The organism is Halorubrum rutilum, from assembly GCF_042665015.1.
In the GTDB taxonomy this organism is placed as follows: Archaea; Halobacteriota; Halobacteria; order Halobacteriales; family Haloferacaceae; genus Halorubrum; species Halorubrum rutilum.
The window spans coordinates 265,659-289,055 of record NZ_JBHTBL010000011.1; the positions used below are offsets into that span (position 1 = coordinate 265,659).

A 23,397-nucleotide genomic window follows, 5' to 3' on the forward strand; every position below is an offset into this window, starting at 1 on the left:
CAACACTCACTAAGTTATGTTGCGAGAATCACGGCAAGGCTACGGATTGGCTTTCTACTGCGTTGTTCCCACTTATAAACAAATCAGAGAACTCCAGCAAGCGGTTCCCCGAGAGGAATGACAGAGTCCCTACGCGTCAACAGCAAGTAGGTCACGCCATCCAAAAGCTCCGCGATGAATCACCGGTGCAATGCCATGGAACTACGTGAGAGGAAAGCAGTAGACTGTCACGACCTTCCATACTGCCCGTTCCAGGTTCCTCTATATGACGAATATCGGCCCGCTCAGTAGCCCAAATTCCTGACCTCAGCCGAAAAATTTCACGGAGGGACTTACTTATACATCCCGCTGGCGCATCCGGCAATGTTCCAACCGGTAGTTCGGTGCATTGAGTCGTGTTGCTTTCCCGCCGCCTCAATACTCTGCTTCACTCCAGCTCACACACGGCCTCTCGAAGTTCGTCGTAGAGATCGGGATGATGCTTCTGTAGTATCTCCACATCAGTCGCCATCTCGTCTTCGATCTTCCGACGAACGCGGGAGATTGCCTGATACCGGAGGTCGTCATCTGACTCACTCCCCCCCTCAATAAGTTCCCGCTCTCGATCTGTCAACAGAGCGCGTCGTGCCATACGTACTCCCACGTACGCGCGTTACTTATTGGTGTCCGTATTCGGGAGCGTTCCCGTATGTGGGAACTATTAAGTGAGTGGCCGAGAGACTACTGAGTAGAAGCGCGGGTTGCCATCGTAGAAATGGCCGTGTGCTGGAACACACGACCGCGCTTCGGGCTACCGAAGCATGACAGACAACAACTCTGCGGCAGATAAGAGCATCGTCAATGAACTGAACTTCGGCACGAAGACGTCGAAGCGGGTCGGATGGGAAGCGTGGGAGTTCGGCGTAGAAGCGCCTCATCTCGTCCGTGTGACGAACGCCGCATACGGGTTCGAGAAAGAGGATCACAGCTATCTCGTCGGCGTCGAAGATCGGGACGGCCTCCTCATTCCGGCGGAGTGTGAGTGTCCGGCAGACAAGTACAACGAGGAGCATGACTGTAAGCATAAGGTCGCGCTGGCGACGATCGGCGGCCCGGTAATTCTACAAGCCGCTGTTGACTGCCCAACCCCCACGGTGGACGGTGGGGAAACCACCCGGCAGACGTTGGAAGATCGACTCCGCACTGACGGGGGAACTACAACAGAGAGAGACGACGCCGATCCTCTGCCTCTCGACGCGGATGAACGCGAGGAGTGCGACTGTGCGGAACTATCCGACGACTTCCCTTGCTGGCCGTGTGTGAGAGATGGGAAGCGAGAACTTCCAGATAGATAAGGACTACTCGATTTCTCTCGGTTCGAGCGGATTTTTGGGTCGTGTAACACGATCGCGGATGAGTTCTTTCGTTTCCTCGTCCAAATCGTAGAGATCGTACACGACTTCGTTGTATCCTTGTTCGAGATCTTTCGCCTTCTCCGGGGCTTCTTCTACGGTATTGTGTACGTCCTCGTAACGCTCGTACAACGCCACGAGGTCTTCTTTGAGAGCAGGCAGTTCGATGGCCCGGAGTTCGTCTCCGGTAGTGATTTCGAGAGCCTGTAACAGCTCGTACACGATTTCGGCGGCTCGTTCGTCGTTGAACTCGATGCTTGCCCCGGTCACTCCGAACCGGATAGTCTCCGCATCGAGGCTTGGGTGTAGTTCTCCCTCCAAGTCCTGAAAGCCAAGCCGGTCGATGTAGCCGGCGTAGGACAGGGACTTCGTCTCGAACTCGTCCAGTAGCTCCGCCGGGTTCTCCCGAAGCTGTTTGGCTTCGACGTAGTCCTCACGGAGGTCGGAAAGTTCCTCGGCGGCGTCTTTGACCTTCTCGACTAATTCGGTGGGAACGTCAGACGGGTCAGGTAGGGGAACCTTCTTCATATAGTCCCATTGATACCTCAGGTAGTCGCTCCCGTAGCTCGAAGCGATACGCCGGATGAAGAACTGCGCAACGTTGCTGTTGAAGACGCCAAGCTGGTAGTAGGGATCAAACCCATCGATGATGTACAGCACATAGATGGAGTTCAGCCCATACACGTCTCCGGTTGATTCGTACCAGAAGTTGCTGTAGTAGCTAACGTCCGGCGTGAAGATGAGTTCCTTACCGAACGTGTCCGGTCGGTTTCGGGCTAAATCGAACCAACGTCTGTGTTCGTCGGTGACACAGTAGCGGTCTTCAAGACTGTCTTTGTTGTCGAACAGGTACTCCTTCGCTCCGGGGTAATCTTCGAGTTCGTCGTCGTTTGCGATGTAGAGGAGCTTCGGGTAATCCGGAACGTCGGTATGCCATCGGTGGACGTCTTCACCGCTGACCAAGTCCTTCACGAGTTCGTCTTCGAGGTCGTAGTCTCTCAGGGTGTCCTCGGTGAGTTTAAATATCGGGTTTGCTCCCGTCTGAACACCGTTTTTCGATAGTTCCTCACCATTCGCGTATTCTTGGAACTGCGTTCCTCCGGCTTCGATGTTCCCGAGGGCTTCTTCTTCATCGGCGGGTACGAAACGCCAGTCTTCACCGGCAATCATCGAGGCGGGTACGGAGAACGCACGGATGGGCGAACTCTCGAAGTCGTTACCCGATATTATCTCTCTCAACCGGCCTTCGACTGTCTCCCAACCCGGCGGTTCTTCGTCGGGCGTTTCGGGGAGACAAGCCCCAATAATATCCGCAATACGTCCTTCGGCTGGGTCTTCCCCAATTTCCCGGTCAGGATCGGTGAGTGTTGAATCCTCGCCCTCCTCCTCCGAGTCGGAGTCTTCGTTACCGTCAGCACGAATCGCAGTTTGGGAGATACTTGGAAGTGCGTCGGTCGCTTCGGCAAACGTAAAAACGTAGTCCTCGGGTTGGAACTCCTCGGGTGAGCGTGCGCGCTCGCTCTTGTTGATTCGCTCCCCGGTGAAGATGATGGGGTACGCCTGTGGTGTCTCGAAAACGTCGTAATCACCGAAGTCAATCAGGTAACGGAACTGGAAGTTTTGGGCAAGGTATGGCCGAATCTCCGCCCCGTAACGGTTCGGGATGAACTTGTTCGAGGTGATGAACCCCACCTGACCTTCTTCACGAAGCCAGTCTCCAGCTTTCCGGAAGAACAGGATGCTGAGGTCGTAGTTCCACTTCGCTACGTCGTAATCGTCGTACTCTGCGCGGGCAGGGCCAGTCGGAACGTTCTGTTTTCGGACGTAGGGGGGGTTCCCAATGACGAAACGGTAATCGCTCCGTGTCTTGAGGCGATTTGCCTCTCGACGTTCCTCACGGTATCGTCGCTGTACCTCGCTACTGTGAAGCGCCGTCAGAGACGCCTGATTGTCCGAACGGAGGGAGTCCGTCTGGTAGATGTTGAACCCGTCAAGGGTGTAGTCAGGGTTCTCCTCTTTCGCCGTCTGGTACTTGTCGATGACTTGGAACAGGAGGTTGATTTCCGCGATGTGGCACGCGAACGGGTTAATGTCGAATCCGTGGAGTCGCTGGCGTACAATCTCGATTGTCTCGCCCGCCGGCACGTCTTTCCGGTCAAGCCGTTCGAGGAGACGCCGGGCGGCCCGAACAAGGAATCCACCACTCCCACACGCGGGGTCTAACAGGTCGTAGTCCTCACGTTCGAGGGGTTCGTCCGGGGTGTAATCGACGCTGTCAAGAATCAGGTCGATTATTGCGGTCGGCGTGTAGAACTCTCCGAGCTTCTTCCGTTCTTCCGGGGAGAGGTGTTCTTCGTAGAGGTGTCCGAGTATGTCCCGGTTGACCTCGCTGAAGTCGAAGTGGTTCAAGTGCCACAGCGTTCGCTGTATCACTTCATCGAGGTCGGAGTCGTCTCGAATCTCCCAATCGAAGATACGCCGGGCGAATAGATGCTCGTAGATCTCGCTCAGTTCCTCGGAGGCCAGCTCGAACAGGTCAACGTAGTTCCGTTCGACGTACTTCGTGTAGTCGTCCCAAAACTCGAAGTAATCTTCAACACCGCCATTGCTGACCATCCGGTTGGTGAGTCCTTTGTCCTCGGCAATCCGGATGAGGAGGAGTTTGTTTAGCTGAACGTACACACTCTCGCGGCAGAACACGACCTTGTTGTCCTCCAAGTCCTCGTCTTGCCGACCGCTGAGGCGAACCCACGTCTCGAAGTCGTTGTGGAACTGAGCGTACTCCTCGTACTCGTCGTTCAGTTTGCTCAACTGCGTTCGGAGTTCCGCGACCTCCGCTTCGTCGTGGCCGCTTTCTTCCAGTCGCTCGATTTGGTTTTCGAGTTCGTCGCGTTGACTCTCGTACTCCTCGTAGCGGCTCCAATACTGGTCGAACGTTTCGGATGCGTAGGGGACGAAATACTCATCGAGGGAGATGCCGAGTACGCGGATGAGTTCACGGAAGCCTTCGTCTTCGCTAATATCGGCGGGGTTCTCGAAAAAAAAGTCCTCGTAGCGGTCGGCGTTGAGGACCTCCTCACGCCGGAGGGCGGCCAGCTTCTGTAACGACTGTCGCTGTCCGTGGGAGAGGTCTTCATGGCTTTCCACACGGCTGTTGGCCCCGCTAATGGATTTAAAATCAATCTCCGTAACAAGGCGGGCACTTACCCCGTGGTGAGAGATTGCGTCGGGATCAGTCGGCTCACAGCGGCGGTAGAGACGGAATGAGTCGATGTTGGTGGAGATGAGGAGATCAGCATAGGGAGTTTCCGAGGCGTAGCGGAAGACTTGGGCGACACCTTCGCTAATATCAACGTCCCGCTTCTTCCCCTCGATGATGATTACTGGCGTTCTATCCTCGTCGTAAAACCGAACGTCGTTCCAGTCGTCTTCCTGAGCGTACTCGCTATGCTCCCATCCGAGAGCGTTACAGAACAGTCGTCGGATGAGTCGAGAACGTAAATCAAGTTCGCGTCGTTCCCCATCCTCAATTTCCTCGTAGAGGGAAGCGTACTCCTCAATAATCTCGTCGATGAACTCGTCCCCGTGTGTTCCAGTCATAGATAAGTCCCTGAACCGCAACTATTCGATTCAGAAACAACCCGATAAGGTAGTGTTTTCGCATCCCATATCAGTCGGTTGTTATTCTTCAGTCTCGATATATTCGTATCTCTACTGTCTCCATCCCCCCACAAAAAACACTAAGTTATGTTGCGAGAATCGCAGTAAGGCAGAGGGATAAGTAAATATAGAGGTAACATTGTTTATAAAAGAACGCACTCCAGATGCGGCTTGTTGAATATGGTCAGTTGGCTGTGAGGGGGATCGCCGTCAATCACCCTCAATGCGCACTTATCGGCAGTTTATTAACACTATCGCGTCTCCTTGGGAGTGAATCGCTGTACGGCCCTGTGGTGAGACACAAAGCGTTGCTCCGCAGTTCAATTGAGAACGCTGGAAGGGACAAACCCCGGTACGGCGCGGGGATAGTCTACTTGAGAAACGCGCACAGCGCAAGTGGGTTGGGGCGGATTTGAACCGCCGGCCTCCTCCATGTCAAGGAGGTGTCATAACCGGACTAGACTACCAACCCGAGGGGGCTTACTAACGCGTCTCGTCGTATCCGGGGGACGTAATTGAACCTTTCGTTTCGACCGGCGGCGGCACGGCGCGGTCCCCCGATCGCGCGGCGCCCACGTGCGGCGATTACCCGTCGCGCCGGCGGGCGTCCGTCGGTCGCGGCGCGCTCGTCGCGGGCGGCTTTCGACCGCTTTTACTGGGTCGACGAGAGTCGGTCGGTATGGTCGATCTCGCCGCCCGCACCGACAGGCTCGACGCGTACCTCGACGAGCGCGGGCTCGAAGCGGTGTGGTTCGCCAGGCCGAACGGGTTCGCGTGGCTCGCCGGCGGCGACAACGTCGTCGACGCCGAGGCCGACGTCGGGGTCGCCGCCGCCGGCTACGACGGCGCGCTGCGCGTCATCACGGACAACATCGAGGCGGAGCGACTCGCCGACGAGGAGCTTCCGGACGCGTTCGCGGTCGAGTCGTTCCCGTGGCACGCGTCGTCGCTGTCCGCGGCCGTCGCGGAGCGCTCGCCGGCCCCCGCGGCCGCCGACTTCGACGTGCCGGGCTTCGAGCGCGTCGACGGGAGCCGACTGCGACAGCCGCTCACCGACGACGACGTCGAGCGCTACCGGGAGCTGGGCCGCGAGGCCGCCGCCGCCGTCGAGACCGTCTGTCGCAACCTCGAACCGGACGACCCGGAGTACGAGGTCGCCGCCGGGATCGACATCTCGCTCGCCTCCCGGGACGTCGACACCCCCGTGGTGCTCGTCGGCGGCGCGGAGCGCGCGCGGCGGTTCCGCCACTACACGCCGGGCGAGGCGGCGCTCGGCGACTACGCGCTCGTCTCCGTCACCGCCGAGCGGGCAGGCCTCCACGCCTCGCTGACCCGCACGGTCGCCTTCGACGCCCCCGACGGCCTGGAGGAGCGCCACCGCGCCGCGGCCCGGGTCGAGGCGACCGCGCTCGCGGCGACGGAGGCCGCGGCCGCGGGAGAGCTGACCGACGGCGGCGACGACGCGGACGCCAACGCCCCCGACGCCGCCGGCGACGTCTTCGACGCGATCCGCGAGGCGTACGACGCCGTCGGCTTCGCCGACGAGTGGCGGGAACACCACCAGGGCGGCGCCGCGGGGTTCGCGGGCCGCGAGTGGGTCGCCGCGCCCGGGAGCGACGAGCCGGTCCGGCAGCCGATGGGCTACGCGTGGAATCCGACGGTGCAGGGGGCGAAGAGCGAGGACACGCACCTCGTCGCGCCCGACTTCACCGAGCGGCTGACGAAGACGGGCCGGTGGCCGACCCACCAGGTGGAGCCGGTCGACGTCGGCGGGATATCGACGGAGCCGCGGGAGCTGTCGGCGCCCGTCATCCGCTGAGGCGCCCCGCTCCGAGGGGCCGCCGTCAGTAGCCGTACTCGCTCTCGTCGATGCCGACGTAGTCCTTCTTGACGCGGCGCTTGTTCCACTTGTAGCCGAGCATGAGCTTCACCGACTCCCACCCCGAGCGGTACGGCTGCGCGAGCAGGCCGTCGCCGGCCTCGGCCGCGAGCATGGCGTCGGCGGCGCCGATGATCCGGTTCCAGTCGGCCGGGTCGTAGTCCGCGACCATGTCGGCCATCGTCACGTTGCGGACGACCTCGTCGCCGATCGCCTCCTTCCAGCGCCGGTTGTAGGGGGCCATGTCGCCCGCGGCGGCCAGCTCGCCGGCGATGGCGCCGGTGCGGACCGCGACGTGGTCGCCGCCCTCGTGGAAGGCGGACGTCGTCCCCATCGCGCCGCCGACGACCGCGATCCCGGCCCCGGTCGGCGAGTCGATCGGCCGCGTCGAGGAGATCGGGTACGTCTCCGTCCCGCCGCGCTTGCCCGCGTCCTCGACGATCGGGAAGTCCGCCTCGACGTCGTACTCGTCGCCGTACTGCCACTCCAGGAGGCGCCGGATATACTCGCCGCCCTGCGGGATCGACTCGTCGCCGGGCTCTAACAGCGCGTACGCCTCCCGGTCGAACTCGTCGACGTCGAGGCCGATCGGCATCGTCAGCCCGACGCGGCAGACGCGGTCGTCGTTCGGGAAGATCCACGGGTACGCCGTCTCGCCGGGCATCACGCCCCACCAGAAGACGAGCGCGTCCTCGACCGCCTCGTACACCGGCTCGGGCACCCGGCGGTACTCCTGGTACGCGATGTGGTTCGCCGTGCGCGACGCGAGCCGCTCGGAGGCGGCCGCGTCAGCGGGGAGGTACTTGTCGAGCACCTTGTTCGTCACCGTGCGCTGGGGACCGTCGGCGAGCACGAGGAAGTCGGCCCCGACCGACTCGCCCGAGGCCAGCTCGACGACGTGGCGGGGGTCGTCGCCGCCGGGCGAGGCGGTGTCGACGCCGCGGACCGACTCGCCCGCGCGGTACTCCGCCCCGGCGTCTTCGGCGCGGTCGCGGAGCCAGTCGTCGAAGCGGGCGCGGTGGAAGGTGTAGCCGAACTTGTCGTACGAGGAGTCGATGCCGGTGGAGGTGAGCGTCGCGGCCTCGTCCGGGCCGCGGAACTCCGCGCGGGTCAGCTCCCGCTGGACGACGCCGTCGTCGAACTCGTCGGGGTGGATCCCCATGATATCGACCCAGTAGTCCAAGATCCCCGCGGCGTCCGTCGAGTCGGGGCCGAGCCGGTCGCGGTCGGCCCGCGGCACCCCCTTCTCCAGGACGAGGGCGTCGGCGCCGCCGACCGCGGCCGCGTGCGCTGCGGAGGCGCCGGCCGGGCCGCCTCCCACGATAGCGACGTCTACGCGTTCCATACCCCGTGAGGTCACCCTCCGGCTATTAAATTCACGGTCCCGGACCGGACGACCCCTCAGCCGCGGAGGACCGCGGCGTAGTCCGCGATGACCCCGTCGACGCCGGCCGCCGCGAGCCGGTCGGCCTCGTACCACGTCTCGACGGTCCAGACGTTCACCGCGAGCCCCGCGTCGCGCGCCGCGGCGAGGACGTCGACCCCGCCGGTCCCCGCGGCGTCGCCGTCGGGTCCGCCGAAGCGCTCGGCGTCGAAGAACAGCGTGCCCCGAACCGCGTCGATCGGGGGGTGAACCGCGACCGCGCCGTGCTCGCGGGCGATCGCGATCCCGTCCGCGACCGACTCTGACACCAGCGGGGCGACCTTCGACGACGACAGCGCGCGGACCGCCGCGAGCGCCCCCTCGCAGAACGACGAGAACAGGAGGTCGTTCTCGCACCCCTCGGCGACGTCGAGGACGCGCTCGACGAACGGCCGCCAGGCGGCCGTCCGCTCCGCGAGCGCGTCGCCCGCGAGCCTCTCGTCGGGCCGGAGGTCCCACCGACCCGGGTTCTTGAGTTCGACGTTCACGCCGACGTCCGAGGGGACCGCGTCGAGGACGTCGGCGAGGAGCGGGACGGTCGCCCCGCTGTCGAGCACCTCGGCGTCGGTGACGGTCGCGGTGTCGGTCTCCCAGACGACGCCGCTCGCGTCGGTGAGCCCGCGTCCGCCGCGGCCCGAGAGCTCCGCGTCGTGGATCGCGACCGGGTCACCGTCGGCGGTGGGCATCGCGTCGACCTCGACCTAGTCGGCTCGACGCCCGGCGGCGGGAACGCGGCGCTCCGTCCCGGCCGTCGGGTCCTCTCCCCTCGCGACCCCCGCGGCCCGCTCGACGGCCGGGACGGTGTTCTCGGGGTTCTCCCCGGCGAATCCGCGGTGCGCGATCAGGATCGGGGCGGAGTCGGTCCGGTCGGTGCGATCGGTCATATCACCTCCGGCACCGCGTCGACGTCGAGGGCGTAGCTGTTCTCGCGCTGGAACGGTTCCGCGCTCTCGGTCGGTGCGTTCTCGGCCGCGAACTGATCGAGGTTCATGATGCGGGGACCGAACCGCTCGGGTCCGGTGCCTGTGGCTACCTCGCTATCGCTTATGAACGTTAGCGGTCGCCGCCGGGAAACCGCGGCGGTCCGCCCGCGCCCCGGCGGACGACTCACTCCAGCAGAACCGTGAGGCTCCACCGTCCGGACCGCTCCGGATCGGTCCCGGGCTCGCCGACGGAGACGGCCGTCTCGAACCGGTACTCGCCCACCGGCAGACAGGCGTCCTCGCCGGGCGTCGCGTAGAGGTCGATCTCCCGGCCGCTGGACGCGCCGGCGTCGATCTGGAACGTGCGGTACTCCTCGGTGACGGCGATACCGTCGGTGAGCCGCCAGCAGCCGGGTTCGGCCGGGTACTCCCCGTCGCTCGGGAGGAACACGAGCGCCTCCGAGTCGTCGGACACGTATTCGAGGTGGACCCCCCGCCCCTCGCCGACCGTGATCGATTCGTCGCCCGTGTTCTCCAAGCTCGTCCGGAGCCGCGGCGGCGACTCCTCCGTCGCCGCCTCGCGGACGACCTCGACGGAGGCGGCGACCGGGATGTCGTCCGGGCCGTCGACGGAGACGACCGTGACCCCGGGGCCGCCCGTTCCCCCGGGGCGCGTTCCGGTCTGCCCGCCGTCGCCGCCGTCGTTCCCGTCGCCGTCGCCGCCGTCCCCGTTGCCGTCGGGGATTCCGGGGCCGTCTCGGCCGATACAGCCCGCGCCGAGCAGGAGGGCCGAGGCGCCGCCGACGCCGCCGAGGTACCGTCGTCGCGTTCCTGACATGCGTCCGTTCAGGATCCGGAGGGAGATAGCCGTGTCTGTCGGGCTCGGTCCAGACGGAGACGGACTCGCGGGGACGGATAGCGCCCGCTCCCGGTCGATGGGCGGGTCAGTAGACGACCAGCGAGAGGTACAGCTGACCGATCCCGGCGACGACCATCACCGCGCCGGCGACCCGCTTGAGGGTCCCGGCGTGGGCCGTCACCCGGTTGGCGTTGCCGATCAGCCCGACGCCCGTGGCGACGGTCGTCGCCGCCATCAGGACGGCGACGACCCCGGCGTACACCGAGAGGACGACGAGGGCGGCGTCGCCGGGGAGCGCGATGGCGCGGGCGATCACGGCGAGGAAGACCGGCGCGACGCAGCCCGCGCCGGCGAGCGCGTACCCCGCGCCGAACAGCCCGAACCCGAGGACGCTCGACCGCCGCTTCGGCAGCGAGAGCGAGAGCGACGGCGCCCGCCCGGCGACGACGAGCAGCCCGAAGACGACGAGCAGCCCGCCGACCAGCGTCTCGAAGACGGCGATGTTCGAGAGCGTCGCCTGACCGACCCGGACCGTCGCGCCCGCGAGCAGCGCGAACGTCGCCAGCACCCCGATCGCGGCCGCGAGTCCCCTGGCGCCCGCCCCGGTCACGGAGGCCTCGTCGGCGTCGACGGAGTTCACGTAGAAGCCGACGTACCCCGGCAACAGGGGGTACGCGCACGGCGAGAAGAACGTCGCGACCCCCGCGGTCACCGCGAACGGGACGTTGGTCGCGAGCGAGGCGCCGGTCATCGGTCGACCCGCCGCTTCGCGGATCGGTCGACTCGTCGGTTCACGGGCCGGTCGGCTCGCCGCCTCATCCGTCGAGCGCCCTCCGGATCCCCCCGACGAACTCCTCCGCGGTGTGGGTCCCGGAGGTCGCCCAGCGGACGCGGCCGGTCGCGTCGATGGCGCGGGCGCTCGGGAATCCGTTGATACTCAGCCGCGTGAAGAGTTCGGCGGTGACGTCGGCCGCGACGAGCCAGTCGCCGTCGTGCTCGCGCCACCAGTCCGCGACCGCTTCCTCCCTGACCGCGCCGCCGACGTCCTCGGTCGTCACCGAGACGAACCGCACCTCGTCGCCGAGCCGGTCGTGCGCCTCGGCGAGCGCCGGCATCTGCTCGGCGCAGGGCGGGCACCACGTCCCGAAGAAGTCGACGAACGTGGCCCGGCCGTCGGCGGGTATCCTCACCTCCCCGTCGCGGCTCCCGGGGGCCTCGACCGTCGGCAGCGTCGTCGGCTCGACCGGTTCCGAGCCGTCGCCGAATCCCAGCCCGTCCGGCACGCTCCCCGTCGCGACGGCGCCCGCCCCGCCGAGGACGCCGACGCTCGCGACCCCGGCCAGCAGGTGTCGTCGCCTCACGCCGTGACCACCCGCTGGACGTCGTCGACGAGCCGTTCGACGTCGGTCCGCGGGCCCCGCGGGTACGCCCGCTCGACGATCCCGCGCTTGTTCGCGAGGATGATGAGCCCGTAGTGCGGGAATCGGTACTCCAGGTTCTCGATGTCGTCGGCCGGCTGCTTCTCGATGACGAGCCCGAACTTCTCCTCGTGTATCTCCTGGGCCCGCACGTAGCTCTCCGGACGGAGGAAGTGCCAGTTGCCCGCGTCGAGGTCGACGCCCTGCCGCGCGGCGTACTCGCGGAGCGCCTCGGCGGTGTCGCGCTCGGGGTCGAACGTGATGGGAAGGAACGCGACCTCGTCGCCGTACGCCTCCGGGCCGACGACGTCCCGGATCCCCGGCGGAACGAACGGGTATTTCGGATTCGTTCCGGTCGGGTCGGCGGCGACGGCCTGCGCGCGTCGCAGCCGGAGGATGAGCGCGGGACAGACCCCGTCCGGGCAGTTGGTGTAAAACGAGGTCCACAGCACCGCGCGCTCGCCCTCGAACTCGGAGACGGCGATCTCCTCGCCCGCGATCGGATCGGGGACGGTGAAGTCGGGCATCGCCTCTCCGTAGCTCGGGTGAGACGCCTCGCTCAGGTCCCGCTCCGGCGGCCCGAGGACGGTCCCCTCGGCGCCCCCGGCACCGAGGACGCCGAGACAGCCCGCGGTGCCGACGGTCGCGCCGACGCCGGTTCCGGCCGCGAGCGAGCGCATGTAGGTGCGACGGTCCATCTGTTGTCGATACCTACGTCCTCGCGCGTAAATGAACCCCGCGGCTGGTCGCACCGCGCGGTGACGGTCGAGTTCGCGCCGGAACCCCCGTTCTCGGGGCGCTCTCCCGGCGCGAACCCGATCGACGGCCCCGCGACGGTCGTGGTACCACGACCCTCGCAAGCGTTATCCCCTGAACGCCCGTACGTTTGATTGCAATGGCAAACGGTAAGGTTGACTTCTTCAACGACACTGGCGGCTACGGTTTCATTTCGACTGACGACGGCGATCTCGACGACGACGAGGACGTGTTCTTCCACATGGAAGACGTCGGCGGCCCGGACCTCGAGGAGGGCCAGGAGGTCGAGTTCGACATCGAGTCGTCCCCCAAGGGACCCCGCGCGACGAACCTGACGCGCAACTAACGACTCCACCGCGGACGCCGCGTCCGCACGCACTACCGGACCCCGTCGCCGGTCACCCCGACCGGCGACCGTTCCGTTCTTCTCACGCTTATTCCGCCTCGACGAGCGACGCGCTCGGTCGACAACGAGCCAGCGCCGACGACGCGCTCGGTCGGTCGGATACGCCCGTCGTCACAGCGATCGACCGTTTAAATACGAGCGCGGGCAACGCGTCTCACAGTGAGCGATCCGATCCCGACCGGCTGTCGGCCGGTCGACGACCTGTTGGGCGGCGGCTTCGAGCGCGGGGTCGTCACGCAGCTGTACGGCCCCCCCGCGGCCGGGAAGACGAACCTCGCGCTGGCCGCGGCGGTCGAGGTCGCCGCCGGCGGCGACCGCGCCCTCTACATCGACACCGAGGGGCTCTCGATCGACCGGTTCGAGCAGCTGGCCGAGGGGCGGGCCGACGACGCCGACGTCGGCGACACCGTCGAGGAGATCGCGTCGCGGCTGGTGATCTCGGAGGCGTACGACTTCGACGACCAGCGCGAGGCGGTCCGCGACGCCGAGGAGCTCGCCGAGGAGGTCGAACTGATCGTGTTGGACTCCGCGACCGGCTTCTACCGGCTGGAGCGCGCCGGCGACACCGAGGGCGGCGAGTCGCTCCGGAAGGTCGCCAAGCAGGTGACGCACCTCCTCTCTCTGGCCCGGCGCCACGACATCGCCGTCGTGATCACCAATCAGGTGTTCACCGACCCCGACTCCGACCGCGACCGCGCGCTCGGCGGTAACACCCTCAACCACTGGACCGGCGCGATCGTTCGCGTCGACCGCTTCCGCGGCGGGAACCGCCGGGCCACGCTGGAGAAGCACCGCTCGAAGCCCGCGGGCGACTCCGCCACCTTCCGGATCGTCGCCGACGGGCTCGCCGAGGGCGCGGAGACGTAGCGCGGCGAACTGGAAAAAAAGCGGCCGGAACCGTCGAGGACCGTCCGCCTCTCCTCGCGGCTCAGAGCTCGCCGAGCTTGCGGAGGAGCTGACCGCGGTACTCCTCGTCGGCGTTGACGCCCTTGATCTCCAGGACGTTCCGCTCAAGCTTGTCGAGCGCGACGTGGAAGGCGTGTTCGGCGCCGTACCCCTCGCCGGAGCCGCCGACCTGGCCCTCGTTCGTCCGGAGGCGGATCTGACACTGGATGAGGGGCGTGCCGCGGAGCTTCTCCTTGTGCGCGTGGAGCCGGACGTGCGCGTGGATGACGTGCATCGCGGCGTACTTGTCGGCGACCTGCTCGATCGACTCGACGATGTGCTCGCGGGAGGTCGTGTCCAGCAGGTCGACGTTGGTGATCTGGACGTCCATCGAGTCCTCCTCGGTGAACGTGAGCGCGCGCAACACGTCGGTCTTCGTCACCATCCCGGCGACGGTGTCGGCGCCCTCGGGCGTGACGACGAGCCCGGAGACCGCGTTGTCGAACATGCGCTGCACGACGGCCTGCGCGGTCTCGTCGGCGGTCGCGGTGACGACGGGGCTCGACATGATGTCGTAGACGGGGATGTCGAGCATCCGGTCGATGTCGCCGGCGCGGTCGCCGCTGCCCTGCCGCTCCTGGTCGCGGACGACGAACTCGACGATGTCGTTGGTGGTGACGACGCCGACCAGCTGGCCGTCCTCGTCGAGGGCCGGGAGCCGGGAGATCCCGTTCTCGCGGAGGCGGTTGATCGCGCGGCCGACGCTGTCCTTCTCGCTGACCCCGATGACGTCCTCGGTCGCGATCTGCCCGACGGTGATCGCGTCGAGGCTGTCGAGGACGGCTTCGAGGATCTGGTCGACCGTGACGATCCCGTAGAGCTTCTCGCCCTCGTACACCGGGGCGATCTTCACGTCGCCCTCGACGAGGAGGCGGGCCGTCTCCCGCACGTCCTCGTGGCGGTCGACGGAGGGCGCGGGCTTCATGACGGCGGACACCTTCGTGTCGTCCTCCATGCGCGAGCGCATGAGCTGCTTCTCGCCGACCACGCCGACGTACTCGCCGTCGTCGGTGACGACGATCCCCTTCGGGTTCTCGCGCTCGAAGATGGACCGAACCTTTGCCAGTCGCTCATCGACGTCGACCTCGACGTACTCCGGCACCGCGATATCAACGATATTCATGGTCCAACCTGCGGGTTCGTCGCGCCGGGTATTGAAAGTGCGGGAGGCGTGCTCGCGGGTGAGATCGCGCCCTCCGAACCGGCGGCCACCTGAACGCATTTCCCTCCGGACGACGAGAGGGAGGTATGAGAACCTCCACGGCGCTCATCGCGATCGGCCTCCTGCTCGTCGTGATCCCCCTCCCCCTCCCAATCCCGTTCGTCGGGCTGTTCGTCGGGGGGATCCTCCTGCTCGTCGGCGTCGCGCTCAGACTGCTCGGCGAGTGAGGTCGTTCGGGCCGCCCCCGCGACCGCGAGACCGCGCGGATCGCCTCCGGGGAGCCGCGACGCCGACCGCCGCGCCGCGTCGGTGAAACATTTTTGCCGGTTACCCACCGAGGGAACCCCGTGTACGACGCCGTCGTCCTCGACAAGGACGGGGTGCTCGTCGGGCGGACGCCGTTCGACACGCTCCGAGAGGCCGCCTGGGACGCGTTCGTGAGCCTCGGCGTCGAGGATCCCGACCTCGCCCACGTCGACGACGTCGCCGTCGGCGTCGACCCCGCGACGCTGACCGACATCTGCGAGCGCTACGGGATGGAGCCGGCGGAGTTCTGGCGCGTCCGCGACGAGATGGCCGCGACCGCGCAGATCGACGCCGCCAGGAAGGGCCGGAAGACGCCGTACGAGGACGTGGACGCGCTCCGGTACCTCGACGCCCCGCTCGCCGTGGTCTCGTCGAACCAGCAGGCGACCGTCGACGCCGTCCTCGACCACTTCGGACTCGCCGGGCGGTTCGAGGTCGCGTACGGGCGCGAGCCGTCGATCGCCAGCCTCTCGCGCAAGAAGCCCTCGCCGTACTACCTCGAACGCGCCCTGGAGGACCTCGGCGCCGAGACGGCGCTGTTCGTCGGCGACAACGAGTCCGACGTGCGCGCCGCCGACAACGCCGGCGTCGACTCCGCGTTCGTCCGGCGCCCGCACCGCCGCTCCGCGGAGCTCTCCTGCCAGCCGACGTACGAGATCGACGACCTCCACGACCTCGTGAGCATCTGCGGGCGAGCGCCGGTGGACCCGGACGCGGACGGCGGGAGTTGAGTCGACGGCGTCGGGGCGCCCCGAGCCGGCCGATTCGTCGGGACCGCCGGTCTCGCGAACCGTAACCGCTATTGAACTCGTGGCCGAGCCACCGCCCGTGCACTCGCCCTCCACGAGTCCGGACGCCGACGCCCGGCGCTCGGACGTGCGGTCGATCGCGAAGCGGTATCGCCGAGTCGAACGCGCCGTCGTCTGGCTCGTCGCGCTGGCCGCCGCCGTGACCTTCCTCGTCGCCTTCGCGCTCGCCGACCTCGTCCCGGCGCTGGCGGTGGCCGCGGCCCTCGTCGTCGCGTTCCGCGCTCCGATCCTGCGACGGAGCGGGACGACGAGGCTCCGGACCGACGCGGCGCCGGAAGCCGTGGTCGAGGCGTTCGCCTCGGCGACCCCCCCGGTGCTCGCGTTCCAGTGGGGCACCGCAGACGAGATCCGGCCGGCGTCGGGCGGGGGGGACGCGACGTACGAGCACTCGGCGCTCCTCGGGCTCCGGACCTACTCGCTGGCGGTCGAGACGGAAGCAGAGGGGACGAGGGAAGTCGACGCGGTCGCCGGCGCGGACGACGACGGCGACGGCGACGGCGGCGCCGACGTCGTCAGTGACGGCGGCGAGGGCGACACCGGCGGCCCGCTCGCACGGGTCCATATCGAGGGAACGCTCGACGGTGAGCCGTGGGCCGCGTACTCGGTCGCGGTTCGGGGAGCGGGCGACGGGGAGCCGGGCGGGACGGTCGTCGACGTCGAGCTGCTCCCCCGGCGACGGTTCGGACTCCGCAGCGTTCCGCAGGCGCTGGTCGCGGACGCGTACTACGTCGACGCGTTCGCGGCGCAGGGGTACGCGGTCGTCGACCGCGACGTCTCGTTCGGGGTCTAGCGTCGCCCCTCGACCCGGCGCGTCGCGCGAGCGGTTCGACCGACGGCCGGGGCGTCACGCGAGCAGCTCGGTCTTCGGCGCGTCGACGACGGTGCGGGAGACCGCCTCGTCCTCCTTTACACCCCGGAGGTCGACCCCTCGGAGGCGGAGCGCGACCGCCGCGTCAGACCGCTCCTCGTCGTTCAGGGGACGGACCGTCTCCGTCTCGCGCTCGTCGTCGTCCCCGCTTCGGTGGACGATCTCGATCTCGCCCTCGTCGAAGTCGACGTGCTCGACGTCGCGGAGGGGAATCGTCGCCGTCCGCTCGCTGGCCACCGATGTCGCGACGCCGCCGACCGCCGTGAACAGACCGATCAGCCCGACCGTCGTCCGTGCGCCGCCGCCCCGCAGGAGCCACTCGACCGCCGGGGGCACGAGCATCGTGACGGCGCCGATGCCGGCCCAGCCGACGTCCCGGAGCGCCGAGGGGAGGCGCCCGTCGGCGAGGGCCCTGCCCGACTCGGTGACGGTTTGCGCGATGCTGCGCCGGATCCGGAGCTCGCCGGGCGCGACGCGGACGGTCCCGCGGGCCGTGGCGAACGACCAGGTTCCCGACCGGCTCATCGGTCGAGCGAGCCGGCCGCGGCCTCCGACCGACGCGGCATCGCGGGCGGCGTTCGCGGGGTGATCGCGGTTCGACGGCGCTCGCGGGGGACGGAGCGGAGCGACATGGAGGGATGTCGGCGGTTCTCCCTCAAACATCTTAAATCGTCGAGGTGAACGGCCGACTCCGGGAACACACAAATTCGTGTATAGATACGGTCGTCCGTCCGCCGAGATCGACACGATCCCGCGCCGCTTTTGTATCGGCTCGCTCTCGGTCCCGGTATGACGGAGACAACCGACGGGCCGGACGACGACCCCGGCGACGCGGGCGACGCGGCAGACCCGGGTGGCGCGGACGACGCGGACGCGACGACGGTCATCGACGGCGAGGCCGTCGCGGCCGACGTGCGCGCCGACGTGACCACGCACGTCGAGACGCTGGAGGACGCCGGCGTGACTCCGGGACTCGCCACCGTGCTGATGAGCGACGACCCGGCCAGCGAGACGTACGTCTCGATGAAACAGCGCGACTGCGAGGAGGTCGGCATCGAGAGCGTCCACGTCGAGATCGACGCCGACGCGCCCGCAGACGAGCTGTACGACGCCATCGACGACCTCAACGACCGTGACGATGTCCACGGCATCTTAGTCCAGCTTCCCGTTCCGGACCACGTCGACAAGCGGAGCGTCCTCCGGCGGATCGACCCGGAGAAGGACGTGGACGGCTTCCACCCGGAGAACGTCGGTCGGCTCGTCGCGGGCGACGCCCGGTTCAAGCCCTGCACCCCCCACGGCGTCCAGAAGCTCCTCGCGGCGTACGACGTGGAGACCGAGGGCGCGGACGCGGTCGTCGTCGGGCGCTCCGACATCGTCGGGAAGCCGATGGCGAACCTCCTGATCCAGAAGTCGCCGACGGGCAACGCCACCACGACCGTCTGCCACTCCCGGACCGAGGACCTGGCGGGGAAGCTCGCGGAGGCGGACGTCGTGGTCGCCGCGGCGGGGATCCCGGAGTTCGTCGACGGCTCGATGCTGAAGGACGGCGCGACGGTCATCGACGTGGGCATAAATCGGGTCGACGCGGACACCGAGAAGGGGTACGAGCTCGTGGGGGACGTCGAGTACGAGTCCGCGAGGGGGGTCGCGGGAGCCATCACCCCGGTTCCCGGTGGGGTGGGGCCGATGACCCGCGCCATGCTGTTGTACAACACGGTGAAGGCGGCCGGACTCCAGTACGACGTCGACGTGAACCTGGACTGAGTTCGGAACGTTGCGGACTCGGTCGGTTCCGTTGTGTTCGGTACTCCCGATCGCTTGAACGGCTGGCCTGGAACGATCGATAACGAACTGGCTAAGAACTCCTCCAAGGTCCCTGTTGGTCGATTAATAGCTGGTCGTGTGTCGGCGGAGAACATCTTCAAAGCCCCTGTCGCGAGGCGGGCGCACGCTCGCTGCGCTCCTCACTCAGTCGCTTACGCTCCCTCGTTTCGGTGCTTGTGTCGCCTGCCCCCGCCTCGCGACAGCCCCTTTGAGTCCCACCCCTACCGCACAGCGACTGCACCTCACGCCTCCCCAGCCTCGTCTGCCGGCCTCCGCTTCGCTCCGGCCGCCCGACTCCCTCGCGCGTGCTGCTCGGCCGCGAGGCGGCCTCGCAGGCACGCGCCACCGCGTCCGTTTGTAAACAGGCGGTCCTCTTCGCGGTCTCGTCAGTCGTCGTCGCTCGCGACGGCGCGGTTCCGGATCTCGATGCGACCCTCGATCTCGGGGTCGATCCCGTGCTCGCGGGCGTAGGCGGCGAGCACCTCGTACTGGATGTCGGCCTCGTCGATCCGGTGCCGCTGTCCGAGCGTCGGGTACTCGTGTTCGGAGTGGAGCAGGTACTCGGAGACCGCGACGGTGTAGCGCGCCTCGGGGTCGATCGGCTCGCCGCCGACGGTCGCCTCCAGGATCAGCTCGGCGTCGGCGTCCCAGACGACGCGGGCGTTGGAGACGTGGCCGTGCCACCAGTCCTCCTCGCCGAAGTCGACGTCGGGCGCGGCCATCTCGCGGAATATCTCGAAGAGCTCCGCGCCGGTGACCGACGCGAGCGCCACGGGCTCCTCGAACGGGATCAGGCTGATCAGGTCGGCCTTCGTCACCTCGCCGGTCCACGGGTCGCCCTGTCGGAGCCCGCCGGCGTTCGACAGCCCCACGTCGGCGTCGTGGGCCCAGCGGAACGCGTCCGCGACGAAGTTCCCGACCCGGCACTCGCCGCCGTGGACCACGTCGCCCGTGCGCTCGATCGGCCGGTCGACGACGTCGACGGTCTCGTCGAGGTCGGCCGCGGCCATGCGCTCCGCGAGCGCGTCGGCCAGCCCGGGGGCGGGCGTCGCGCCGTCCGGCTCGTGGAGGGTCGCCTCGGGGACCGCGGGACCCAGGTCGACCTCGGCGACCGCCTCGCCGTTGACGCCGGGGCGGACGAGCCGCGTCCCGGCGACGACCTCGTTGCGCCGGCTGTGGACGTGGCCGCCGAGGATCGCGTCGACGTCGAGCCCCCGTGCGAGGTCGTCGTCGCCCGCGCCGAGGTGCGAGAGGACCACGGCGTGATCGAGGCTCTCACCCTCCTCGGCGACCGCGGTCCGCATCGCGGCGAGCGCGTCGCGCGCCGCGTCGAGGGGGTCGTCGAAGGAGAGGTCGGCGGCCATCGGATTCAGCGAGTCGGTGGCGGGGTCGGTGACGCCGACGAACCCGACCGTGGCCCCGTCGACCTCGCGGGTCGCCCACGGGACGACGCCCTCGTCGCGGCCGAAGGGGTCGCCGGCCTCGTCGCGGACGTTCGCGGAGACGAACGTCGCGGGCGCCTCGGCGACGAGCCCGCGGAGCGCGTCCGGCCCGTAGTCGAACTCGTGGTTCCCGAACGTGTCGAGGGCGGTGTCGGTGGCCTCGTAGAAGTCGACGACCTGACGCCCGCTCGCGACCAGCGAGAGGACGCCCGGCGCGGTCGTGTCGCCGGTGGCGACGACCGCGGCGTCGGGGCCGGAGAGCGCCCGGATCCGGCCGGCGAGGCGGGCCGCCCGCTCGGGGGCGTCGAAGACGTTCTCGATGTCTGAGTAGTGAACGAGACGGACCATTCGATACGCGAGTCGAGGGGCGAGCGACGCTTAAAAAGCGCGGAGTTCGGGCGAGTTCCGTCCGGCGAGCCCTGGCGCGTCAATACGGGGGATCCGTCGGGGAGGACGTGGCTGAGGGGGGCGCCGACCCCCGTGGCTCCCGATCGCACACCCGGGGGACATTGAAAGCGCTTTTATGGATGTCCGGACTACCTCGGGTCACAGCCTCTGTGGGGTCGATGATGTGCCGTTCCGTTAGGGACCGACCACGGGACGGACACGCGAGCCTGCACGGAGGATAGGTGAACAACATATGCCCGTTTACGTAGACTACGAAACCCCGGCCGACCTCGCCGAGCGATCGCTCGAAGCGCTCGAGGTCGCCCGAGACACAGGCACCGTGAAGAAAGGAACCAACGAGACCACCAAGGCCGTCGAGCGCGGCAACGCCGACCTCGTCATCGTCGCGGAGGACGTCTCCCCCGAGGAGATCGTCATGCACCTCCCCGAACTCGCCGACGAGAAGGGGATCCCGGTCGTCTTCGTCGACACGCAGGACGACGTCGGCCACGCCGCCGGCCTCGAGGTCGGCTCGGCCGCCGCCGCCGTCGTCGACGCCGGCGACGCCGAGGACGACGTCGAGGACATCGGCGAGAAGGTCGCGGAGCTCCGATAACCACCCATGAGCGCAGAAGAGGGCACCGGCGACTCGACCACCGCCGAGGTGATCGAGGTCGTCGGCAAGACCGGGATGCACGGCGAGGCCATGCAGGTCAAATGCCGCATCCAGGAGGGATCGAACCAGGGCCGGATCATCACCCGGAACGTCCTGGGCCCCGTCCGCATGGGCGACGTGCTCCAGCTCCGGGAGACCCAGCGCGACGCGGACTCCATCGGAGGGCGATAACCAATGGTCGAGACACGCACCTGCGACTACACCGGCGAGGAGATCGAGCCCGGCACGGGCACGATGTACGTCAAGAAGGACGGACAGATCCTCCACTTCGTCGACTCGAAGGCGGAGAAGAACTACTTCCTCGGCCGCGAGGCGCGCGACCTCGAATGGACCGAGGAGGGCCGCGACCACGGTGGCGAGTAGATGAGCCACCACGACGAGCGCACCTTCGTGATGGTGAAGCCGGACGGCGTCCAGCGCGGTCTCATCGGCGAGATCGTCTCCCGCTTCGAGGAGCGCGGCCTGAAGCTCGTCGGCGGCAAGTTCGTGCGGATCGACGAGGAGCTCGCCCACGAGCACTACGGTGAACACGAGGGGAAGCCGTTCTTCGACGGCCTCGTCGACTTCATCACCTCCGGCCCCGTCTTCGCGATGGTGTGGGAGGGCGCGGACGCGACCCGACAGGTCCGCGCGATGGTCGGCGAGACCGATCCCGCCGAGTCCGCCCCGGGCACGATCCGCGGCGACTACGGCCTCGACCTCGGCCACAACGTGATCCACGCGTCGGACCACGAGGACGAGGGCGCCAACGAGCGCGAGATCGACCTCTTCTTCGACGAGGACGAGCTCGTCGACTACGACCTCGACACCGCCGCGTGGGTGTACGAGGACGAACGGCACTGAGGCCGCGGACCGCCGTTTCGCCGCTCTCGACGCCGAGAGCGCCAGCGCCGCCGACACACCGCGCTTCCGGTGAAAGACCGTCGCCGATACGACGACGTCCGGCGGTTTCCCGTCAGCACGGTTGATAAACCGCCGCTCAGTCGTCGAGCGCGAGCACGCGGCCGTCGGCGGTGACGACGAGCACCTCGTCGCTCCCGTCGCCCGTCGCGTCCGCGAACAGCGGCCCCGCGTACACCACGGCGTCGCCGGCGTCGCCCTGCGCGACCGCCTCGCCGTTGGCGTTCAGCGCGAGCACGTCGCCGGCGCGGTTCACCGCGACGGGGCCGCGTTCGTCGGTCTCGGTGACGGCCGCGACGCGCGGGGCGTTCACGCGGGTCTCACCGCCGTACTGCTGTTTCCAGGCCACCTCACCGTCGCGGAGGTCGACCGCCCAGACGCTGCCCGCCCCGCCGACGTAGATCCGACCGGGACTCGCGTCGCCGACCGTCACGGGGAGGTCCTGGAGCCCGACCTCGAACCGCCCGGAGCCGTCGGCGAGGTCGATCGTCTGGAGGTTCCCGTTCGTCCCGCCGAGCGCGAGCGCCGGGCCGTCCGGCGTGTCGACCGCGGTCCACGTCAGCGGCGTGACCGCGGGCGTCTCGGTCCACCGCGCGTCGCCGTCCGCGTCGAGCAGCCGGACCGTCGTCTCGCTCTCGCCGACGGTCGCGACCGCGACGCCGCGGGGATCCCCGGTTCCCGTTCCCCCGTTGGCCTCGAAGTCGGCGATCAGCGGGCGTCGGTCGACCGTCACGCCGAGGTCCGTCTCGAAGACGGGGTCGCCGGCCGCGTCGACGGCGAGGACGGTGCCGTCGGTCGCGGCCGCGGCGACCTCCGCGTCGCCGTCGCCGTCGAGGTCGCCGACCGACGGGCGGAGCCCGCTCGGCCCCCTGAGGTCGACGGCGAACCGAGCCGAGCCGTCTCTCGCGTCGAGCGCGACGAGCTCGCCCGCGTCCGTCGTGAACGCGACGACCGGATCGCCGCCGACGGTCGCGGAGACGAGGCCGCTGATCCCGGCCGGGTCGCCGTCAGCGGTTTCGGACCCGCCGTCGTCGGCTCCGGCACCGCCGCCCTCGCCGGCGAGGTCGCCGGCGGCGATCGCCGATACGGGGGTCCGCCACGCGACGTCGCCGCCGACCGCGGTCGCCCGGACGACCCGCTCGCCGCCGGCGGTCGTCGACTGGACGACGACCGAGTCGCCGGCCGTCTCGGCGACGACCGCGCCGCTCCCGTCGTCGCCGGGGACGGGCTCCGTCTCCCAGACGATCTCGGCGTCGACCGCGCCGCCGTCGACCCCGACGAACGCGAAGAGGGCGACCCCGACGCCGGTCGCGCCGCCGGCGAGGAGGATCAGGCTCGCGAAGAGGACGCGTCGGTCCAT

Annotated in this window: 24 protein-coding genes, 1 tRNA gene and 2 pseudogenes; 12 read left to right on the forward strand and 15 right to left on the reverse strand. The window is 67.9% G+C overall.

Annotated elements, in window-relative coordinates; genetic code table 11:
• Positions 1–427 precede the first annotated feature (427 nt).
• The gene (locus ACFQMF_RS12795; protein WP_256408188.1) at positions 428–631 is read right to left on the reverse strand and encodes a hypothetical protein; all 204 of its coding nucleotides are present in this window, start codon (positions 629–631) and stop codon (positions 428–430) included.
• 169 nt (positions 632–800) lie between these two features.
• Between ACFQMF_RS12795 and ACFQMF_RS12800 the strand changes: the two genes are divergently transcribed.
• Positions 801–1,334 carry a hypothetical protein gene (locus tag ACFQMF_RS12800; RefSeq protein WP_256408189.1) on the forward strand — a complete coding sequence of 178 codons (534 nt, stop codon included), beginning with the start codon at positions 801–803 and terminating at the stop codon, positions 1,332–1,334.
• Between the two features lie 3 nt (positions 1,335–1,337).
• On the opposite strand, the gene ACFQMF_RS12805 is transcribed toward ACFQMF_RS12800, so the two are convergent.
• Both ACFQMF_RS12805 and ACFQMF_RS12810 read right to left on the reverse strand, forming a co-directional pair.
• A complete protein-coding gene (locus ACFQMF_RS12805; RefSeq protein WP_256408190.1) occupies positions 1,338–4,991 on the reverse strand; it encodes an Eco57I restriction-modification methylase domain-containing protein in 3,654 nt (1,217 codons plus the stop codon).
• Positions 4,992–5,448: 457 nt separating this feature from the next.
• Positions 5,449–5,523: transfer RNA gene (locus tag ACFQMF_RS12810), tRNA-Val, on the reverse strand.
• Positions 5,524–5,730: 207 nt separating this feature from the next.
• On the opposite strand from ACFQMF_RS12810, the gene ACFQMF_RS12815 reads away from it, so the two are divergent.
• Positions 5,731–6,870, forward strand: a complete 1,140-nt coding sequence (locus ACFQMF_RS12815) for a M24 family metallopeptidase (protein ID WP_256408191.1) — start codon at positions 5,731–5,733, stop codon at positions 6,868–6,870.
• A 25-nt stretch (positions 6,871–6,895) separates the two neighbouring features.
• Here the strand turns inward: ACFQMF_RS12815 and ACFQMF_RS12820 are convergent, their stop codons facing one another.
• The 8 genes and pseudogenes from ACFQMF_RS12820 to ACFQMF_RS12850 form a co-directional block, all read right to left on the reverse strand.
• Positions 6,896–8,275 carry an NAD(P)/FAD-dependent oxidoreductase gene (locus ACFQMF_RS12820; RefSeq protein ID WP_256408192.1) on the reverse strand — a complete coding sequence of 460 codons (1,380 nt, stop codon included), beginning with the start codon at positions 8,273–8,275 and terminating at the stop codon, positions 6,896–6,898.
• 56 nt (positions 8,276–8,331) lie between these two features.
• Positions 8,332–9,042, reverse strand: a pseudogene (locus ACFQMF_RS12825) (glycerophosphodiester phosphodiesterase); the annotation flags it as partial.
• A 12-nt stretch (positions 9,043–9,054) separates the two neighbouring features.
• Entirely contained in the window at positions 9,055–9,237 is a 183-nt protein-coding gene (locus tag ACFQMF_RS12830; protein ID WP_256408194.1) for a hypothetical protein, read from the reverse strand.
• A gap of 20 nt (positions 9,238–9,257) precedes the next feature.
• Positions 9,258–9,344: pseudogene (locus tag ACFQMF_RS16310) on the reverse strand (AIM24 family protein); the annotation flags it as partial.
• 116 nt (positions 9,345–9,460) lie between these two features.
• Complete coding sequence (locus ACFQMF_RS12835; protein WP_256408195.1) at positions 9,461–10,114, reverse strand: hypothetical protein; 654 nt, start codon at positions 10,112–10,114, stop codon at positions 9,461–9,463.
• 106 nt (positions 10,115–10,220) lie between these two features.
• A complete protein-coding gene (locus tag ACFQMF_RS12840; RefSeq protein WP_256408196.1) occupies positions 10,221–10,886 on the reverse strand; it encodes a cytochrome c biogenesis protein CcdA in 666 nt (221 codons plus the stop codon).
• Positions 10,887–10,950: 64 nt separating this feature from the next.
• Entirely contained in the window at positions 10,951–11,496 is a 546-nt protein-coding gene (locus ACFQMF_RS12845; protein WP_256408197.1) for a TlpA family protein disulfide reductase, read from the reverse strand.
• Positions 11,493–12,251, reverse strand: coding sequence for an SCO family protein (locus ACFQMF_RS12850; RefSeq protein WP_256408198.1), 759 nt, complete (start codon positions 12,249–12,251; stop codon positions 11,493–11,495). Before ACFQMF_RS12850 ends, ACFQMF_RS12845 begins: the two co-directional genes overlap by 4 nt.
• Before the next feature lie 197 nt (positions 12,252–12,448).
• On the opposite strand from ACFQMF_RS12850, the gene ACFQMF_RS12855 reads away from it, so the two are divergent.
• On the forward strand, positions 12,449–12,655 hold the full coding sequence (locus ACFQMF_RS12855; protein WP_004046191.1) for a cold-shock protein: 207 nt from the start codon (positions 12,449–12,451) through the stop codon (positions 12,653–12,655).
• A gap of 219 nt (positions 12,656–12,874) precedes the next feature.
• Positions 12,875–13,582, forward strand: a complete 708-nt coding sequence (gene radB, locus ACFQMF_RS12860; RefSeq protein WP_256408199.1) for a DNA repair and recombination protein RadB — start codon at positions 12,875–12,877, stop codon at positions 13,580–13,582.
• A 61-nt stretch (positions 13,583–13,643) separates the two neighbouring features.
• On the opposite strand, the gene ACFQMF_RS12865 is transcribed toward radB, so the two are convergent.
• Complete coding sequence (locus tag ACFQMF_RS12865; RefSeq protein ID WP_256408200.1) at positions 13,644–14,783, reverse strand: CBS domain-containing protein; 1,140 nt, start codon at positions 14,781–14,783, stop codon at positions 13,644–13,646.
• Between the two features lie 125 nt (positions 14,784–14,908).
• Here ACFQMF_RS12865 and ACFQMF_RS12870 point away from each other — a divergent pair, with 125 nt between their 5' ends.
• The 3 genes from ACFQMF_RS12870 (at position 14,909) to ACFQMF_RS12880 (ending at position 16,727) form a co-directional block, all read left to right on the forward strand.
• Positions 14,909–15,049: a hypothetical protein gene (locus ACFQMF_RS12870; protein WP_256408201.1), complete on the forward strand. Its 141-nt coding sequence runs from the start codon at positions 14,909–14,911 to the stop codon at positions 15,047–15,049.
• Between the two features lie 120 nt (positions 15,050–15,169).
• Positions 15,170–15,859, forward strand: coding sequence for an HAD family hydrolase (locus ACFQMF_RS12875; protein WP_256408202.1), 690 nt, complete (start codon positions 15,170–15,172; stop codon positions 15,857–15,859).
• Positions 15,860–15,956: 97 nt separating this feature from the next.
• A complete protein-coding gene (locus ACFQMF_RS12880; protein ID WP_256408203.1) occupies positions 15,957–16,727 on the forward strand; it encodes a hypothetical protein in 771 nt (256 codons plus the stop codon).
• A gap of 54 nt (positions 16,728–16,781) precedes the next feature.
• On the opposite strand, the gene ACFQMF_RS12885 is transcribed toward ACFQMF_RS12880, so the two are convergent.
• Positions 16,782–17,330, reverse strand: a complete 549-nt coding sequence (locus tag ACFQMF_RS12885) for a hypothetical protein (protein WP_256408204.1) — start codon at positions 17,328–17,330, stop codon at positions 16,782–16,784.
• A gap of 264 nt (positions 17,331–17,594) precedes the next feature.
• On the opposite strand from ACFQMF_RS12885, the gene ACFQMF_RS12890 reads away from it, so the two are divergent.
• On the forward strand, positions 17,595–18,572 hold the full coding sequence (locus ACFQMF_RS12890; RefSeq protein ID WP_256408205.1) for a tetrahydrofolate dehydrogenase/cyclohydrolase catalytic domain-containing protein: 978 nt from the start codon (positions 17,595–17,597) through the stop codon (positions 18,570–18,572).
• Positions 18,573–19,018: 446 nt separating this feature from the next.
• Here the strand turns inward: ACFQMF_RS12890 and ACFQMF_RS12895 are convergent, their stop codons facing one another.
• Positions 19,019–20,422: a bifunctional metallophosphatase/5'-nucleotidase gene (locus tag ACFQMF_RS12895; protein ID WP_256408206.1), complete on the reverse strand. Its 1,404-nt coding sequence runs from the start codon at positions 20,420–20,422 to the stop codon at positions 19,019–19,021.
• A 292-nt stretch (positions 20,423–20,714) separates the two neighbouring features.
• On the opposite strand from ACFQMF_RS12895, the gene rpl7ae reads away from it, so the two are divergent.
• From rpl7ae to ndk, 4 genes are read left to right on the forward strand one after another with little or no spacing between them, the layout of a single operon-like run.
• Positions 20,715–21,077: a 50S ribosomal protein L7Ae gene (rpl7ae, locus tag ACFQMF_RS12900; RefSeq protein ID WP_092565764.1), complete on the forward strand. Its 363-nt coding sequence runs from the start codon at positions 20,715–20,717 to the stop codon at positions 21,075–21,077.
• Between the two features lie 6 nt (positions 21,078–21,083).
• Positions 21,084–21,308, forward strand: coding sequence for a 30S ribosomal protein S28e (locus tag ACFQMF_RS12905; protein WP_004046478.1), 225 nt, complete (start codon positions 21,084–21,086; stop codon positions 21,306–21,308).
• A 3-nt stretch (positions 21,309–21,311) separates the two neighbouring features.
• Entirely contained in the window at positions 21,312–21,500 is a 189-nt protein-coding gene (locus ACFQMF_RS12910) for a 50S ribosomal protein L24e (protein ID WP_092565766.1), read from the forward strand.
• A complete protein-coding gene (gene ndk / locus ACFQMF_RS12915) occupies positions 21,501–21,980 on the forward strand; it encodes a nucleoside-diphosphate kinase (RefSeq protein WP_256408207.1) in 480 nt (159 codons plus the stop codon).
• Between the two features lie 136 nt (positions 21,981–22,116).
• On the opposite strand, the gene ACFQMF_RS12920 is transcribed toward ndk, so the two are convergent.
• Positions 22,117–23,397, reverse strand: a complete 1,281-nt coding sequence (locus ACFQMF_RS12920; RefSeq protein ID WP_256408208.1) for an outer membrane protein assembly factor BamB family protein — start codon at positions 23,395–23,397, stop codon at positions 22,117–22,119.

Coding starts and splice junctions, on each gene's coding strand:
- ACFQMF_RS12830 (WP_256408194.1), bottom strand. CDS start 9,237: ATGACCGATCGCACCGACCGGACCGACTCCGCCCCGATCCTGATCGCG.
- ACFQMF_RS12800 (WP_256408189.1), top strand. CDS start 801: ATGACAGACAACAACTCTGCGGCAGATAAGAGCATCGTCAATGAACTG.
- ACFQMF_RS12820 (WP_256408192.1), bottom strand. CDS start 8,275: ATGGAACGCGTAGACGTCGCTATCGTGGGAGGCGGCCCGGCCGGCGCC.
- ACFQMF_RS12855 (WP_004046191.1), top strand. CDS start 12,449: ATGGCAAACGGTAAGGTTGACTTCTTCAACGACACTGGCGGCTACGGT.
- ndk (WP_256408207.1), top strand. CDS start 21,501: ATGAGCCACCACGACGAGCGCACCTTCGTGATGGTGAAGCCGGACGGC.
- ACFQMF_RS12805 (WP_256408190.1), bottom strand. CDS start 4,991: ATGACTGGAACACACGGGGACGAGTTCATCGACGAGATTATTGAGGAG.
- ACFQMF_RS12905 (WP_004046478.1), top strand. CDS start 21,084: ATGAGCGCAGAAGAGGGCACCGGCGACTCGACCACCGCCGAGGTGATC.
- ACFQMF_RS12840 (WP_256408196.1), bottom strand. CDS start 10,886: ATGACCGGCGCCTCGCTCGCGACCAACGTCCCGTTCGCGGTGACCGCG.
- rpl7ae (WP_092565764.1), top strand. CDS start 20,715: ATGCCCGTTTACGTAGACTACGAAACCCCGGCCGACCTCGCCGAGCGA.
- ACFQMF_RS12870 (WP_256408201.1), top strand. CDS start 14,909: ATGAGAACCTCCACGGCGCTCATCGCGATCGGCCTCCTGCTCGTCGTG.
- ACFQMF_RS12895 (WP_256408206.1), bottom strand. CDS start 20,422: ATGGTCCGTCTCGTTCACTACTCAGACATCGAGAACGTCTTCGACGCC.
- ACFQMF_RS12795 (WP_256408188.1), bottom strand. CDS start 631: ATGGCACGACGCGCTCTGTTGACAGATCGAGAGCGGGAACTTATTGAG.
- ACFQMF_RS12815 (WP_256408191.1), top strand. CDS start 5,731: ATGGTCGATCTCGCCGCCCGCACCGACAGGCTCGACGCGTACCTCGAC.
- ACFQMF_RS12885 (WP_256408204.1), bottom strand. CDS start 17,330: ATGAGCCGGTCGGGAACCTGGTCGTTCGCCACGGCCCGCGGGACCGTC.
- ACFQMF_RS12890 (WP_256408205.1), top strand. CDS start 17,595: ATGACGGAGACAACCGACGGGCCGGACGACGACCCCGGCGACGCGGGC.
- ACFQMF_RS12850 (WP_256408198.1), bottom strand. CDS start 12,251: ATGGACCGTCGCACCTACATGCGCTCGCTCGCGGCCGGAACCGGCGTC.
- ACFQMF_RS12835 (WP_256408195.1), bottom strand. CDS start 10,114: ATGTCAGGAACGCGACGACGGTACCTCGGCGGCGTCGGCGGCGCCTCG.
- ACFQMF_RS12920 (WP_256408208.1), bottom strand. CDS start 23,397: ATGGACCGACGCGTCCTCTTCGCGAGCCTGATCCTCCTCGCCGGCGGC.
- ACFQMF_RS12910 (WP_092565766.1), top strand. CDS start 21,312: ATGGTCGAGACACGCACCTGCGACTACACCGGCGAGGAGATCGAGCCC.
- ACFQMF_RS12865 (WP_256408200.1), bottom strand. CDS start 14,783: ATGAATATCGTTGATATCGCGGTGCCGGAGTACGTCGAGGTCGACGTC.